Source organism: Pseudomonas sp. KH_017 (genome assembly GCF_057840285.1).
In genome coordinates this window covers 3,530,524-3,544,624 of sequence record NZ_CM174509.1, presented here as the reverse complement: position 1 = coordinate 3,544,624, position 14,101 = coordinate 3,530,524, and the positions used below count along the sequence as shown (strand labels likewise).

The following is a 14,101-nucleotide window of genomic DNA, read 5'->3' as shown; positions in this document are numbered from 1 at the left end:
TCTTCCTATCGGACAGTCGAGAAACTCTTATGAGCAACGTCTATACGATCGCCGTCGTGGTCGGCAGCTTGAGAAAGGAATCGATCAACCGCAAGGTCGCACGGGCCCTGATAGAGCTGGCGCCGGCCAATCTCAAGCTCAACATCATCGAAATTGGCGATCTGCCGCTCTATAACGAAGACATCGATGGCGCTTCACCGCCGGCAGCCTACAGCACTTTCCGACAACAGGTGAGCTCATCCGACGCGGTGTTGTTCGTGACCCCGGAATACAACCGATCGGTGCCGGCGCCGTTGAAAAATGCGATTGACGTCGGTTCTCGTCCTTATGGCAAGAGTTCGTGGAATGGCAAGCCCGGCGCCGTCATCAGTGCTTCGCCGGGGGCCGTCGGCGGGTTTGGTGCCAATCACAACCTGCGTCAATCCATGGTGTTTCTGAATGTGCCGATGATGCAGCAACCGGAGGCCTATCTGGGGAACGCCGGTTCGGCGTTCGACGAGGCGGGCAGGTTGTCCGAGTCGGTCAAGCCGTTCCTGCAAAAATTCATCAATGCCTATGGGCAATGGGTCGAACAGCACAAGAAAGCTTGATGTTCATTGGCCAGCGCTTTGTCCTGCGAAGCGTTGGATAACCGGCTACAAATCATCGTTTCCATTTCCAACAACCAGGCGGCAGTTTGCTCCGCCGCCGGTTGCGCCGTGACGCAATAGCGGCGACCGCCCCAAGCCATGATCACCCAGGCGTCAATAGTCGGTGCTGATGGCTGCACCGGCAAATCGCGGCAAGCAGCAAAGGCTTCACGCCATTTTTGTGACAGTTCCTCGTACACCCTTCGATGATGCTTGGGTTCGGCGATCTGATGCTCGATGAGCGACACGGCATGGTTGAACAGGGGTTGTCGGGCATCGTCAGGGTCGCAGGTCAGGCACACAAGACGCTTGATGCGAGTTTGCCAGTCCAGGTCGGTTGGCTGGATGACGTCTTGATCCATTTGCGCCAGCAATACATCCAGGCGATGCCGGATGTAACCCGACAGCAGGGCTTCCTTGCTCGGGAAATAGTCATACAGCGTGCCAATCGCCACGCCGGCTTCCAATGCCACTTCCCGGGTGGTCAGCCCTGACCAGCCATCACGCTGCCAAATCCGAACAAAAGCCTCGTAAATCGCCTCGACGGTGAAAATCGCCCGGGCCTGACTCGGCCGTTTCAGCGGCTTGGCGCGGGAATTGAGGGTGGGCGAGTTGCCCTTGGTGTTTCCGAACCCACTCTTCATCGGCTGTGATTACTCTTGAGTGACCCGCCACTGTGTCGCAGCAGGAGACCGAACATGCAGGATTTCACCACGGTAACACGGCTGATCACCCGTAAAAACGCCCTGGACCAGAGCCGGATAGAGCGGGAGCAACGTAGCCTGATCCCGGCAGCCGGCGAGGTGATCTTGAAGATTGATCGTTGCGCATTGACCACCAACAACATTACGTACGCGGCTTATGGCGATTCAATGAACTACTGGGGTTTCTTTCCTACAGGCCTGGCGGATTGGGGCCACGTTCCGGCCTGGGGGTTTGCCGACGTCATTGCATCAAAGGTGGATGGCATCGAGGTGGGCGAACGTTTCTACGGTTACTTTCCGCTGGCCAGCCACCTGTGGATGCGCCCGGAACGGGTCACCGAGCGCGGCTTTTACGATGGGGCCGAACACCGGTCGTGGCTGACATCGGCGTACAACCAATACACGCGCTGCAGTTGGGATATGTACTACAGGCCTGAAACCGAAAATCTGCAGATACTGCTCAAGCCGTTGTTTCTGACCTCATCGATGCTGGCGGACTTCCTGCAGGACAACCGGTTTTTCGATGCGACCCGCCTGGTGTTCTCCAGCGCTTCCAGCAAAACCGCCTACGGCACGGCCGTGTGTCTGGAAAATCATCCGCAACTGGAGCGTGTGGCGCTGACGTCCGCCGCCAACAAAGCCTTTGTCGAAACCCTCGGTTGTTACGAACACGTGCTGCCCTATGCCGAGTTGGCCAACCTCTCCGGTGACCGTCCTACGCTGTACGTGGATTTTTCCGGCGACCTCAATCTACGCGATCAGGTCCACCAGCACTTTGCCGGGCACCTGCTCTACAGTTGTTTCGCAGGCTCTGCGCAAAGTATCGATGAGCCACGCCTGACGGCTATCGAAGGGCCGCAACCGGTGTTCTTTTTTGCACCGATCCAGATCCGCAAGCGCAATGCCGAATGGGGGCCGGAAGGGGTCAGCCAGCATATCGGCGAAGGGTTGGTGCGGTTTTTCCAGCGAGTGACCGGGAGCGAAAAGCCTTTGCTGGAAGTCATTGAAAGTCAGGGTTACGAGGCGGCGCAAAGGGTCATTTCCCGCTTGGTCCATGGCCAGGTCCCACCCGTGGAGGGGCATGTGATTCGCTTGTGATGTAATTCGGCGCGGTTGTCCGTTTAGACCGGGTTGGCCCCATCGCGAGCAAGCTCGCTCCCACATTGGATCTCAGTCATACGCAAGTTTTGTATCCGCTGAAGATCCCTGTGGGAGCGGGCTTGCTCGCGAAGGGGCCGGCTCAGGCAATACAAAACTCAACCCTGTCCCGGCACATTCGGCCAAAGATCCGCCACCAGAAACAGCCGTTCGGCTTCTTCCCAGTCGCCGCTGGCATTTTCCGTCAGGCGCACCAGCAACTGCGCCGGTGCCAAGGGTTCCAGTTCATTCAGCCACACCTTCATCTGTCCGGGGTTCCAGGTGTGCTCCGCCGAATAATGCGCAGGCGCCAGCCAGGCGTGGCGGGGCAGGGGTTGCCAGCGACCGGGCGGGCTCTGTGCCAACAACGCCGGCCAATCCTTCTGGTGCAGCCAGCGACCGCGCAAATGCTGCGGATGGGCCCCCGACGGCGAGGCGGCCTGTCCGGGCCATGGGTATAGCAAGTACCCGCCCAGCCACAAATGCGCGCTGAAGGCTTGAATATCCAGCGCCGCCAGCACTTCACGACTCTCGGGGCGCGCGGAAATCGGCAATTGATGCTGGCTCAAGTGCGCCAGTTTGCGGTCGAGCCGGTCGTGGCAGCCCGGGCCCAACCATTGGGCGGTGTCGTGTCCGTCGCCGGATTGCGGGCCGAGGTAGAGCTTGATCGCCAGTTCCAGGTGATGCACGCCGTCGCGGTCGCGCAGCAGCATGTCCAGTTCACCCAGGGTGTGCCCCTCGCGGCGAATCGGCAGGTTGGCGGCAATCAGTTCAATGCCCGGGGCATGCTGCACGGCGAATTGCCAGAGGCGTTCGTAGTACAAGCCCAGGCGCCGGGTCCTGGCCTGGGCCAGCCAGTGCAGCAAGCCATAACTGTCCCGATCCAGCTGGCGCAGCCAGTGCTCCAGCCGATCCGGTGCCTGCACCCAGTCGCTGCCGGCCAGCGGGTGGCGCTGCGGCCACGGGGTATCGTCCAGCATGGGCGGCGCGAGGATGACCCACGCCAGGTCACGCACTTCGGGATGGCGTAACTGATGGGGCAGGTGGAGTAAATCCGGAAATAGCATCATCTTGCGAGCATAGCCCGAAACCCGGGCACACCCTTGAAGCTGAAAGGATTTTGTCTACGGGCGGCTTTCGCCCATAATCGTGGTTTTCGCCGCCACGCAGATCCCCGCAGGAGCCCCATGGAGCAATTTCGCAATATCGGCATCATCGGTCGCCTGGGCAGTTCCCAGGTGCTGGATACCGTCCGCCGACTGAAACGGTTTCTGCTCGATCGTCACCTGCACGTGATCCTCGAAGACACCATCGCCGAAGTGCTGCCAGGGCACGGCTTGCAAACCTCGTCGCGCAAGATGCTCGGCGAAGTGTGCGACATGGTCATTGTGGTCGGTGGTGACGGCAGCCTGCTCGGCGCCGCCCGGGCATTGGCCAAGCACAATATTCCGGTGCTCGGCATCAACCGCGGCAGCCTGGGTTTCCTCACCGACATCCGTCCCGATGAGCTGGAAACCAAGGTCGCCGAAGTGCTGGACGGCCACTACCTGGTGGAAAACCGCTTCCTGTTGCAGGCCGAAGTCCGTCGCCACGGCGAAGCCATCGGCCAGGGCGACGCACTGAACGACGTGGTGCTGCACCCTGGCAAATCCACGCGAATGATCGAGTTCGAGCTGTACATCGACGGCCAGTTCGTCTGCAGCCAGAAGGCCGACGGCCTGATCGTCGCCACGCCGACCGGTTCCACCGCCTACGCGTTGTCTGCCGGCGGGCCGATCATGCATCCCAAGCTCGACGCTATTGTGATTGTGCCGATGTACCCCCATACCTTGTCGGGTAGACCGATCGTGGTCGATGGCAACAGTGAGCTGAAAATCGTCGTGTCCAAGGATATGCAGATTTACCCGCAAGTCTCGTGCGACGGGCAGAACCACTTTACCTGCGCGCCGGGCGACACCATTACCGTCAGCAAGAAAGCCCAGAAACTGCGGCTGATCCATCCGCTGGACCACAACTACTATGAAGTCTGCCGGACCAAGCTCGGCTGGGGCAGCAAGTTGGGGGGTGGAGGCGACTGATGCTCGATCCCGCGCGTAGCTACGACCTGATCGGTGACGTGCACGGTTGCGCCCTGACCCTGGAGCACTTGCTCGACCGACTTGGTTATCACAAACAGGGTGGCGTCTGGCGGCATGCCTCGCGCATGGCGGTGTTCGTCGGCGATATCATCGACCGCGGCCCGCGGATTCGCGAGGCTCTGCATATCGTCCACGACATGGTCGAGGCCGGTCAGGCGCTGTGCATCATGGGCAACCACGAGTTCAATGCGCTGGGCTGGAGCACGCCGGCGCTGCCCGGCAGCGGCAAGCAGTTCGTGCGCGAGCACACGCCGCGTCATGCCCGCCTGCTGCACGAAACCCTGACCCAGTTCGAACACCATCCGGGTGACTGGCACGACTTCCAGCAATGGTTCTACAAATTGCCATTGTTCGTCGATGCCGGGCGTTTTCGCGTGGTCCACGCCTGCTGGGACGCCGGGCTGATCGAGCCGCTGCGGGCGTTGTTCCCCAACGGTTGCGTCGATGAGCATTTTCTCCAGGCCTCGGCGGAGTCCGGCTCCTTTGCCTGCACCGTATTCGACCGGTTGCTGCGCGGCACGGACATGCGCTTGCCCCATGGCCTGACCATGACCAGCGGCGATGGCCTGGTGCGTTCGTTCTTCCGGACCAAGTTCTGGGAAGACGATCCGAAAACCTACGGCGACATCGTGTTCCAGCCGGATGCACTGCCGGAACCCGTGGCCCGGACGCCGCTGACATCCATCGAAAAGAACAGTTTGCTGCGCTACGGCATCGATGAGCCGCTGTTGTTCGTCGGCCATTACTGGCGCAGCGGCAAACCGGCACCGATCCGGCCGAACCTCGCCTGTCTGGATTACAGCGCGGTGCTGTACGGCAAACTGGTGGCCTACCGACTGGATCAGGAAACCCGCCTGGATCCGCAAAAATTCGTCTGGGTCGATGTCGAGCGGCCGGAGGTGCTGCAATGAGTGCTGTAGCGGTATTGCGTCTGCCCTTGGCGGTGGACTTGAGCGGGTTCGTCACCCTGCTCAAGCGCATGCAAGTGCCCCATCGGGTCAGCGAGGAAGCTGGCGAGCAGGTGTTGTGGGTGCCACAGAACATCAGTGAAGACGTGCGTGCGCTGTACGAACGGTTTCCGGCGGGCGATCCCGATCAGCAACTGGACATTCCGCTGGCACAGACCGTCAAGCGTCCGGGGTTCGTCGAGCAGTTGAAGTACGCCAGGGCCACCGCGCTGGTGCTGCTGCTGAGCCTGATTGTCGGCGCGGTGACCATGCTGGGCGACAACCTTGAAACGATGCGCTGGCTGACCTTCCTCGAATTCCGCGTGGTCGGCGAGTACCTCCACTTCACGCCACTGGCCGACAGCCTGGCGGCGGGGCAGTGGTGGCGCCTGGTCACGCCGATGCTGATCCACTTCGGCATCCTGCACCTGGCGATGAACGGCATGTGGTACTGGGAGCTGGGGCGGCGCATCGAATCGCGCCAGGGCAGTATCAACCTGATCGGCCTGACCTTGCTGTTCAGCCTGGTGTCCAACTTCGCCCAGTATTTCTTCAGCGGCCCGACCTTGTTCGGCGGTTTGTCCGGCGTACTGTACGGCCTGCTCGGGCATTGCTGGATCTTCCAGCTGCTGGCGCCGAACCCGGCCTATCGCCTGCCGCGCGGCGTGCTGGTGATGATGCTGGTGTGGTTGCTGCTGTGCCTGTCCGGGCTGGTGTCGATGATCGGCTTCGGCGAAATCGCCAACGCGGCCCATGTCAGCGGGTTACTCATCGGATGCTTCACCGGTTTGTTGGGCGGGTTGTATAACCGCCGTAAACTGGCCGCCTAATTCAGAACATGCAATAAAGAGACGGAGACCCAATGTCCTCTTTTAACGAAATGATCAAGAACATCACCCACGATATCTACGAGAACCTGAAACTGGCCGTGGAAATCGGCAAATGGTCCGACGGTGGCAAGCTCACCGCCGAGCAACGCGAGCTGTCGCTGCAGGCGATGATCGCCTGGGAAATCCAGAACCTGCCCGAGGACCAGCGCACCGGCTACATGGGCCCGCAGGAATGCAGCTCGAAGTCGATTCAAGTGCCGAATATCCTGTTCAAGTCGGATGCCATCCATTGATTGAGATTGGCCGCGGTGCAATCAGCAAAATGTCGGTGCGCCTTGACGGGCCGAACGTGCAATATGCTTTCCGTCTGGGCGAAACCGAGGTCCCGGTCAATCCGTTGATCGGCACCACGGTGCGCCTGGAATACCTGGGGGCGATCCACTGCATCCATTGCGGACGCAAGACCAAGACCAGTTTCAGCCAGGGCTACTGCTACCCGTGCATGACCAAACTGGCCCAGTGCGACGTGTGCATCATGAGCCCGGAGCGCTGCCACTTTGACGCTGGCACTTGCCGGGAACCCGAGTGGGGCGAGAAGTTCTGCATGACCGACCACGTGGTGTACCTGGCCAATTCGTCGGGGGTGAAAGTCGGGATTACCCGCGCCACCCAGCTGCCGACCCGCTGGCTCGACCAGGGCGCGAGCCAGGCGTTGCCGATCATGCGCGTATCGACCCGCCAGCAGTCCGGTTTTGTCGAAGACCTGTTCCGCAGCCAGGTGGCCGACAAGACCAACTGGCGTGCTTTACTCAAGGGCGATGCGGCGGCGGTGAACCTGGCCGAGGTCCGCGATCAACTGTTCGACAGCTGCGCTGAAGGCTTGCTGGGGTTGCAGCAGCGATTTGGCTTGCAGGCGATCCAGCCGGTGACCGATGTCGAACCGCTGGAAATCCGCTACCCGGTCGAGCAGTACCCGGCGAAGATCGTCAGCTTCAACCTGGACAAGAACCCGATTGCCGAAGGCACGCTGATGGGGATCAAGGGCCAATACCTGATCTTCGACACCGGCGTGATCAACATTCGTAAATACACGGCTTACCAGCTCGCCGTGCATCAGTAAGGACTCCAGCATGCGCACCGAACAACCGAAGATGATTTACCTCAAGGACTATCAGGCGCCCGAATACCTGATCGACGAAACGCACCTGACCTTCGAGTTGTACGAGGACCACAGCCTGGTCCATGCGCAACTGGTGATGCGCCGCAACCCCGAGCGCGGCCCGGGCCTGCCACCGCTGGTGCTGGACGGCCAGCAGCTTGAGCTGTTGGCGGTGACGTTGGCCGACCAGGAGCTTTCCGAGGCGCAGTATCAGCTGACCGAGAATCACCTGACCCTGCACCCGACCAGCACCACCTTCACGGTCGATACCAGCGTCCGGATCCACCCGGAAACCAACACCGCGCTGGAAGGCCTGTACAAGTCCGGCACGATGTTCTGCACCCAGTGCGAGGCCGAAGGCTTTCGCAAGATCACCTATTACCTCGACCGCCCGGACGTGATGAGCACGTTTACGACCACGGTGGTCGCCGAACAACACAGCTATCCGGTGCTGCTGTCCAACGGCAACCCGATCGCTTCCGGTCCCGGTGAAGAAGGCCGGCACTGGGCGACCTGGGAGGACCCGTTCAAGAAGCCGGCCTACCTGTTTGCGCTGGTGGCCGGTGATCTGTGGTGCGTCGAAGACAGCTTCACCACCATGAGCGAGCGCAACGTGGCGCTACGCATTTACGTCGAGCCGGAAAACATCGACAAGTGCCAGCACGCGATGAACAGCCTGAAGAAATCCATGCGCTGGGACGAAGAGGTCTACGGTCGCGAGTACGATCTGGACATCTTCATGATCGTCGCCGTGAATGACTTCAACATGGGCGCCATGGAGAACAAGGGCCTCAACATCTTCAACTCCAGCGCCGTGCTGGCCAAGGCGGAAACCGCCACCGATGCCGCGCACCAGCGGGTCGAGGCGATCGTCGCCCACGAATACTTCCACAACTGGTCGGGCAACCGCGTGACCTGCCGCGACTGGTTCCAGCTGTCGCTCAAGGAAGGTTTCACGGTGTTCCGCGATGCCGGTTTCTCCTCGGACATGAACTCGGCCACGGTCAAGCGCATCCAGGACGTGGCGTACCTGCGCACCCACCAGTTCGCCGAAGACGCGGGCCCCATGGCCCACGCCGTGCGCCCGGACAGCTTCATCGAGATTTCCAACTTCTACACCCTGACCGTGTACGAAAAGGGCTCGGAAGTGGTCGGCATGATCCACACCCTGCTCGGCGCCGTAGGCTTCCGCAAAGGCAGCGACCTGTACTTCGAACGCCACGACGGCCAGGCCGTGACCTGCGATGACTTCATCAAGGCCATGGAAGATGCCAATGGTGTCGACCTGACCCAGTTCAAACGCTGGTACAGCCAGGCCGGTACACCGCGTCTGGCGGTGAGCGAGTCCTTTGATGCGGCGGCGAAAACCTACAGCCTGACCTTCCGCCAGAGCTGCCCGGAAACCCCGGACAAGGTACAAAAACTGCCGTTCGTGATCCCGGTCGAGCTGGGCCTGCTGGACTCCAAAGGGGCAGCGATTGCCCTGCGTCTGTCCGGTGAAGCCACCGCGCAAGGCACCTCGCGGGTCATTTCGGTGACCGAAGCCGAGCAGACTTTCACCTTCGTCGATATCGCCGAACAACCGTTGCCGTCGTTGCTGCGCGGCTTCTCGGCACCGGTGAAGCTGAGCTTTCCGTACAACCGTGATCAGCTGATGTTCCTGATGCAGCACGACAGCGACGGCTTCAACCGCTGGGATGCCGGCCAGCAATTGTCGGTGCAGGTGCTGCAAGAGTTGATCGGCCAGCAGCAGAAGGGTGAAGTGCTGGTACTCGATCAGCGTCTGGTGTCGGCGCTGCGCACGGTGCTTTCGGATGAGTCGCTGGATCAGGCGATGGTCGCAGAAATGCTCTCGCTGCCGAGCGAGGCGTACCTGACCGAGATCAGCGAAGTGGCGGATGTCGAAGCGATTCACACGGCGCGTGAATTTGCCCGCAAGCAATTGGCCGATGCGTTGTTCGACGGTCTGTGGCTGCGTTATCAGGGCAATCGCGAACTGTCCAGGCAAACGCCGTACGTGGCCGAAGCCGAGCACTTCGCTCGCCGCGCGTTGCAGAACATTGCGCTGTCGTACCTGATGCTCAGCGGCAAGCCGGAAGTTGTGGCGGCAACCCTGGAGCAGTTCGATTCGTGTGACAACATGACCGAGCGCCTGACCGCACTTGCCGTGTTGGTCAACTCACCCTTCGAAGCCGAGAAGGCCAAGGCGCTGGCCAGCTTCGCCGAGCACTTCAAGGACAACCCGCTGGTGATGGACCAGTGGTTCAGCGTCCAGGCCGGCAGCGTGTTGCCCGGTGGCCTGGCACGGACCAAGGCGTTGATGCAGCATCCGGCGTTCAACATCAAGAACCCGAACAAGGTGCGGGCACTGGTCGGTGCGTTTGCCGGGCAGAACCTGATCAACTTCCATGCGGCCGACGGTTCCGGGTATCGCTTCCTGGCGGATCTGGTGATCGAGTTGAATGGCTTCAATCCGCAGATTGCTTCTCGGCAGTTGGCGCCTTTGACTCGCTGGCGCAAGTACGACAGTGCTCGTCAGGCTTTGATGAAGGGGGAGCTGGAGCGGATTCGGGCTTCGGGGCAGTTGTCCAGTGATGTGTTTGAAGTGGTCAGCAAGAGTTTGGCCTGAGTTTGTTGTTGACCTTGGCGGCCTTCGGGCCGACCAGGGTCATGGGTTGATTGAGTACATATCCGTTTCTGCGGTAACGGCCGCTTATGGTTCCGCTCTTACAGCGGGTCACTTTTGGCAAACGCCCCAAAAGTAACCAAAAGGTCTCGCCCCTTACGTACGGCCCCTCGCTAAGGCTCGGGGTTCCTTCGCTGCGGCATTCATCCGGGGGCATTGCCCTCCGGTCGGCTTCGCTTCGACCTACATGCAATGAGTTCGACTGCGTCGAACGGCGCTGCGCGCCCATCCCCGGATGAACACCTCCGCTCAGCCTCCCGAGGGGGCGGGTGGATCAAGATCAAAAGCTGCAGGCGAGCTAACGCTCGGCCTGATGAGTGGTGAGGGGCGACGCGGTGGTGTGTGCTGCTGTGCTTTTGCTTTTTTGTGGGAGCGGGCTTGCTCGCGAATGCGGTTGAGCATTCAACATCTCTGTTGGCTGACACACTGCTTTCGCGAGCAAGCCCGCTCCCACAGTTGAGCAGTGTCGGGCGCAAAATCCGTGTATATCCTCGCCTCCCTGTGGGAGAGAGCCTGCTTGCGAAGGCGGCCTGCTAGCCGACCTGGTGCATCACAGATAAACGAACCCCGCGATCAGGCCGGCCGGTAGGCCGCCTCGCTTTGGCTTTGGCTTTTGATCTTGATCTTCTTGCCCCCTCGTGAGGCCGAGAGGAGGTTCTGCGCAGTGGGCAACCCGGCATGGATGCCGGGTTAGCCGCCGCCGGCCCAGAGTGTGTAAAAACCGGCTCAAGCAGCGTCGGCGCGCAGCGCAGACGCTGCTTTGGCCTGCTAATCACAGCTAAAGCGTTCCACGTAGCCGCAGCCGGTTCTCAGGGTCGCTACCAACACGTCACAGCGCTTCAATCGGGGCAAAACAAGGGCCTTTTCAGGCCGCCAGCGCTTTCACCAGATTTTGCGCACCGAGGATTTTCATCACTCGCTTCAAGTTGTAGGCGAGCACATTCAGGCTCATTTCGGTGCTCACCCCGGCAAGCCGCCGGGTCAAAAAGTGTGTCGCACCCATCCATTGTTTGAGCGTCCCGAAGGGATGTTCGACGGTCCGCTTGCGGATGCTCATCATCTGCGGCGCATTCTCCAGACGGACCTGCATTTCCTCCAGCACGGCTTCATGTTCCCAGCGACGAACCTTTCGCTCCCTGGCCGGTGTGCATTGCGCCTTTATCGAGCAGGACCTGCAGTTCGAGCTCCAGTAACTGTTCAGCTTCTTGCCTTTATCGACGTAAGAATTGCGCCAGATCAGCACTTCCTTGGCAGGGCAGACGTACACATCTTTGTCCGCGTCGTAAACAAACTCGTCATTGTTGAAGCGGCCATCGAATTTGGCGCGCGAGCTCAGCGTCTTCGGCACATAAGCGCTAATCCCTGCCTCGTGGCAGGCAAGGATCTCCCCGCTTTTGTAATACCCTCGGTCAGCCACCACCGACAACGATTCGAGTTTCATCGCCTCACGGGCCAGCAGCGCCATCGAGCTGAGCTGATCACGGTCATGACCCTCATTGGTCACCTCGTGCGCGACGATCAGATGATGCTTGGTATCGACCGCCGTCTGTACGTTGTAACCCACGATCCCTTTGCCGCTCGTCATCATGGAGCGCGCGTCCGGGTCGGTCAGTGAGACCTGTTTGTCCGGGGACTCCTCAAGCTGTATTTCAATCGCCTGAAGCGCCTTCATCTGCTCCTTCAGTTTGGCGATTTTCTCTTCCAGGCCGCCTTTGGGCCCTGAAGACTTGGTCTCTTCCCGATCAGCTGCATCCAGCGCCTTCAGATAATGGGCAATGCTCGATTCGATTTCTTCCATCCGGCGTTTCAGCTTGGCGCTGGTGAAGTTGCGGTCGCGGTGGTTCACAGCCTTAAATTTGCTGCCATCTATGGCGACGAAATTTTCCGTGAAAAGCCCCAATTGCTGACACAGCACAACAAACTGTCGGCAAACGCCTCGAATGGCCTTGCTGTTGTCTTTACGGAAGTTGGCGATGGTCTTGAAGTCCGGCATCAGTCGACCGGTAAGCCACATCAGCTCGACGTTGCGCTGCGCCTCGCGCTCAAGGCGTCGGCTCGACTGGATGCGGTTTAGATAGCCGTAGATGTAGATCTTCAGCATGACTGCCGGGTGGTAAGCCGGTCGGCCGGTTTCAGCGGGGACAGCGCTTTCAAAACCCAAGGTGATCAGGTCAAGTTCATCAACGAAGACATCGACAACACGCACCGGATTGGTGTCGCTGACGTAATCGTCCAGGCTCTCGGGGAGCAAGGTACTTTGACCTCGGTGTTCACCTTGAATGAAGCGTTTCATGGGCAGCCCTTGCGATGAAATCCTGGGAAATCATAGCAAGGGTTTGCTTAGAAGTTTTGACACACTCTGGGCCATGGATGGCCGATCGCGGCGGGCCCACGGAGCAGGACCGGAGCGAGGGCATGCCGAGCCTTGGCGAGGCACCGAACGTCAGGGGCAAAGCGCTTTGGTTACTTTCGCGCTTTTCGAAAGTGACCCGCCGTAAGGGCGGAACCAATAGCGGCCGTAACCGCAGCAACGGATATGTACACCAAACACCAATCACCAAAACCGCAATCACCCCACCTGATACCCAACCATTCAGAACAACCCCCCCAACCCCCGGTTAACAAAACATAACGTGGCGTCGATTGTCAGACATGAAAAAACACCGATAGGATAGGCCAGCTTCCGAAGGGGCTCTGGATTGCGGGTTTCAGGACTATGCTCTGAAACAGCCGCTCCAGGCACGCACCCTTGCGGCGCCCAGAAAGGTTGAACGACCTAACAATAATAATGGGAGAAGGTCTATGAGTGAGCCTGTCATGGGTGTGGGTATCTGCCGCCCGCCGGCATTACGCAAATTCGCGTTGCTGGCCACAGCGCTCTCGCTGTTGGGCTCTGCCATGCTGTCGGCACCTGCGCTGGCCGCGGCGGCGCCAGCATCCGATGTTGTTTATTCCATTGAATCCGCCAAGGCTGCCAAAAGCCTGATGCTCGATGTCGTCCACGCCGGCAAGCGCCTGGTGGCGGTCGGGGATCGTGGGCACATCCTGTATTCCGATGACCAGGGCACTACCTGGACCCAGGCCAAGGTCCCGACCCGGTCCTTGCTGACGTCGGTGTTTTTCGTCGATGACAAGCACGGCTGGGCCGTCGGCCATGACGCGCAGATCCTCGCCAGCGACGACGGCGGCGCGACCTGGACCAAGCAGTTCGAAGATCTGACACGCGAATCGCCGCTGCTCGATGTCTGGTTCAAGGACGTCGACAGCGGCTTTGCCGTGGGCGCCTACGGCTCGCTGATGGAAACCACCGACGGTGGCAAGCATTGGGAAGACGCCAGCGACCGCCTGGACAACGAAGACCAGTACCACCTGAACGCGATCGCCGCCGTGAAGGACGCCGGGCTGTTCATCGTCGGCGAGCAGGGCAGCATGTTCCGTTCCGCGGACTGGGGCCAGACCTGGGAGAAACTCGAAGGTCCGTACGAAGGCTCGCTGTTCGGCGTGATCGGCACGGCGCAGCCCAATACGCTGCTGGCCTACGGACTGCGTGGCAACCTTTACCGTTCCACGGATTTCGGCAGCACCTGGGAGCAAGTCGAGCTCAAGGCTGAACGTGGCGACCTGGAGTTCGGGCTGTCCGGCGGCACGCTGCTCGACGATGGTTCCATCGTGATCGTCGGCAACGGCGGCTCGGTGATTCGCAGCAGCGACAATGGCGAAACCTTCAAGGTGGTCAACCGTCCGGACCGCATTTCCGTCTCGGCAGTGACTGCAACAGGCAATGGCAATCTGGTTCTGGCAGGTCAGGGCGGCGTTCGCGTCACTTCGCCAAACGGCACTGAGCTTGGCAAATAAAAGCGGGCAAATGAGT

Annotated in this window: 12 protein-coding genes; 9 read left to right on the top strand and 3 right to left on the bottom strand. The window is 60.3% G+C overall.

Annotated features, from left to right (window positions below):
* Positions 1 to 29 precede the first annotated feature (29 nt).
* Complete coding sequence (locus tag AC3IT6_RS16090; protein WP_489351059.1) at positions 30 to 590, top strand: NADPH-dependent FMN reductase; 561 nt, start codon at positions 30 to 32, stop codon at positions 588 to 590.
* On the opposite strand, the gene AC3IT6_RS16085 is transcribed toward AC3IT6_RS16090, so the two are convergent.
* Positions 554 to 1,273: a TetR/AcrR family transcriptional regulator gene (locus AC3IT6_RS16085; RefSeq protein WP_489351057.1), complete on the bottom strand. Its 720-nt coding sequence runs from the start codon at positions 1,271 to 1,273 to the stop codon at positions 554 to 556. The two genes, AC3IT6_RS16090 and AC3IT6_RS16085, sit on opposite strands and share 37 nt — an antisense overlap.
* Positions 1,274 to 1,327: 54 nt before the next feature.
* Between AC3IT6_RS16085 and AC3IT6_RS16080 the strand changes: the two genes are divergently transcribed.
* A complete protein-coding gene (locus tag AC3IT6_RS16080; RefSeq protein WP_489351055.1) occupies positions 1,328 to 2,431 on the top strand; it encodes a DUF2855 family protein in 1,104 nt (367 codons plus the stop codon).
* A 158-nt stretch (positions 2,432 to 2,589) separates the two neighbouring features.
* On the opposite strand, the gene AC3IT6_RS16075 is transcribed toward AC3IT6_RS16080, so the two are convergent.
* Positions 2,590 to 3,540 carry a DUF1853 family protein gene (locus AC3IT6_RS16075; RefSeq protein WP_489351053.1) on the bottom strand — a complete coding sequence of 317 codons (951 nt, stop codon included), beginning with the start codon at positions 3,538 to 3,540 and terminating at the stop codon, positions 2,590 to 2,592.
* Positions 3,541 to 3,657: 117 nt separating this feature from the next.
* On the opposite strand from AC3IT6_RS16075, the gene AC3IT6_RS16070 reads away from it, so the two are divergent.
* Genes AC3IT6_RS16070 through pepN form a run of 6 tightly spaced genes read left to right on the top strand, consistent with a single transcriptional unit; the run spans position 3,658 to position 10,173 of the window.
* Positions 3,658 to 4,548, top strand: a complete 891-nt coding sequence (locus tag AC3IT6_RS16070) for an NAD(+) kinase (RefSeq protein ID WP_008016128.1) — start codon at positions 3,658 to 3,660, stop codon at positions 4,546 to 4,548.
* A complete protein-coding gene (locus AC3IT6_RS16065) occupies positions 4,548 to 5,519 on the top strand; it encodes a metallophosphoesterase (protein ID WP_489351051.1) in 972 nt (323 codons plus the stop codon). Before AC3IT6_RS16070 ends, AC3IT6_RS16065 begins: the two co-directional genes overlap by 1 nt.
* Positions 5,516 to 6,385, top strand: a complete 870-nt coding sequence (locus tag AC3IT6_RS16060; RefSeq protein WP_489351049.1) for a rhomboid family intramembrane serine protease — start codon at positions 5,516 to 5,518, stop codon at positions 6,383 to 6,385. Before AC3IT6_RS16065 ends, AC3IT6_RS16060 begins: the two co-directional genes overlap by 4 nt.
* Positions 6,386 to 6,417: 32 nt before the next feature.
* Positions 6,418 to 6,678 carry a YeaC family protein gene (locus AC3IT6_RS16055; protein ID WP_489351047.1) on the top strand — a complete coding sequence of 87 codons (261 nt, stop codon included), beginning with the start codon at positions 6,418 to 6,420 and terminating at the stop codon, positions 6,676 to 6,678.
* Positions 6,675 to 7,505: a DUF2797 domain-containing protein gene (locus tag AC3IT6_RS16050; RefSeq protein ID WP_489351045.1), complete on the top strand. Its 831-nt coding sequence runs from the start codon at positions 6,675 to 6,677 to the stop codon at positions 7,503 to 7,505. Before AC3IT6_RS16055 ends, AC3IT6_RS16050 begins: the two co-directional genes overlap by 4 nt.
* Positions 7,506 to 7,515: 10 nt before the next feature.
* Positions 7,516 to 10,173: an aminopeptidase N gene (pepN, locus tag AC3IT6_RS16045; protein WP_489351043.1), complete on the top strand. Its 2,658-nt coding sequence runs from the start codon at positions 7,516 to 7,518 to the stop codon at positions 10,171 to 10,173.
* A gap of 922 nt (positions 10,174 to 11,095) precedes the next feature.
* On the opposite strand, the gene AC3IT6_RS16040 is transcribed toward pepN, so the two are convergent.
* Positions 11,096 to 12,523, bottom strand: a complete 1,428-nt coding sequence (locus AC3IT6_RS16040; RefSeq protein WP_489351041.1) for an IS1182 family transposase — start codon at positions 12,521 to 12,523, stop codon at positions 11,096 to 11,098.
* A gap of 509 nt (positions 12,524 to 13,032) precedes the next feature.
* Between AC3IT6_RS16040 and AC3IT6_RS16035 the strand changes: the two genes are divergently transcribed.
* On the top strand, positions 13,033 to 14,085 hold the full coding sequence (locus AC3IT6_RS16035) for a WD40/YVTN/BNR-like repeat-containing protein (RefSeq protein ID WP_489351039.1): 1,053 nt from the start codon (positions 13,033 to 13,035) through the stop codon (positions 14,083 to 14,085).
* Positions 14,086 to 14,101: the final 16 nt, after the last annotated feature.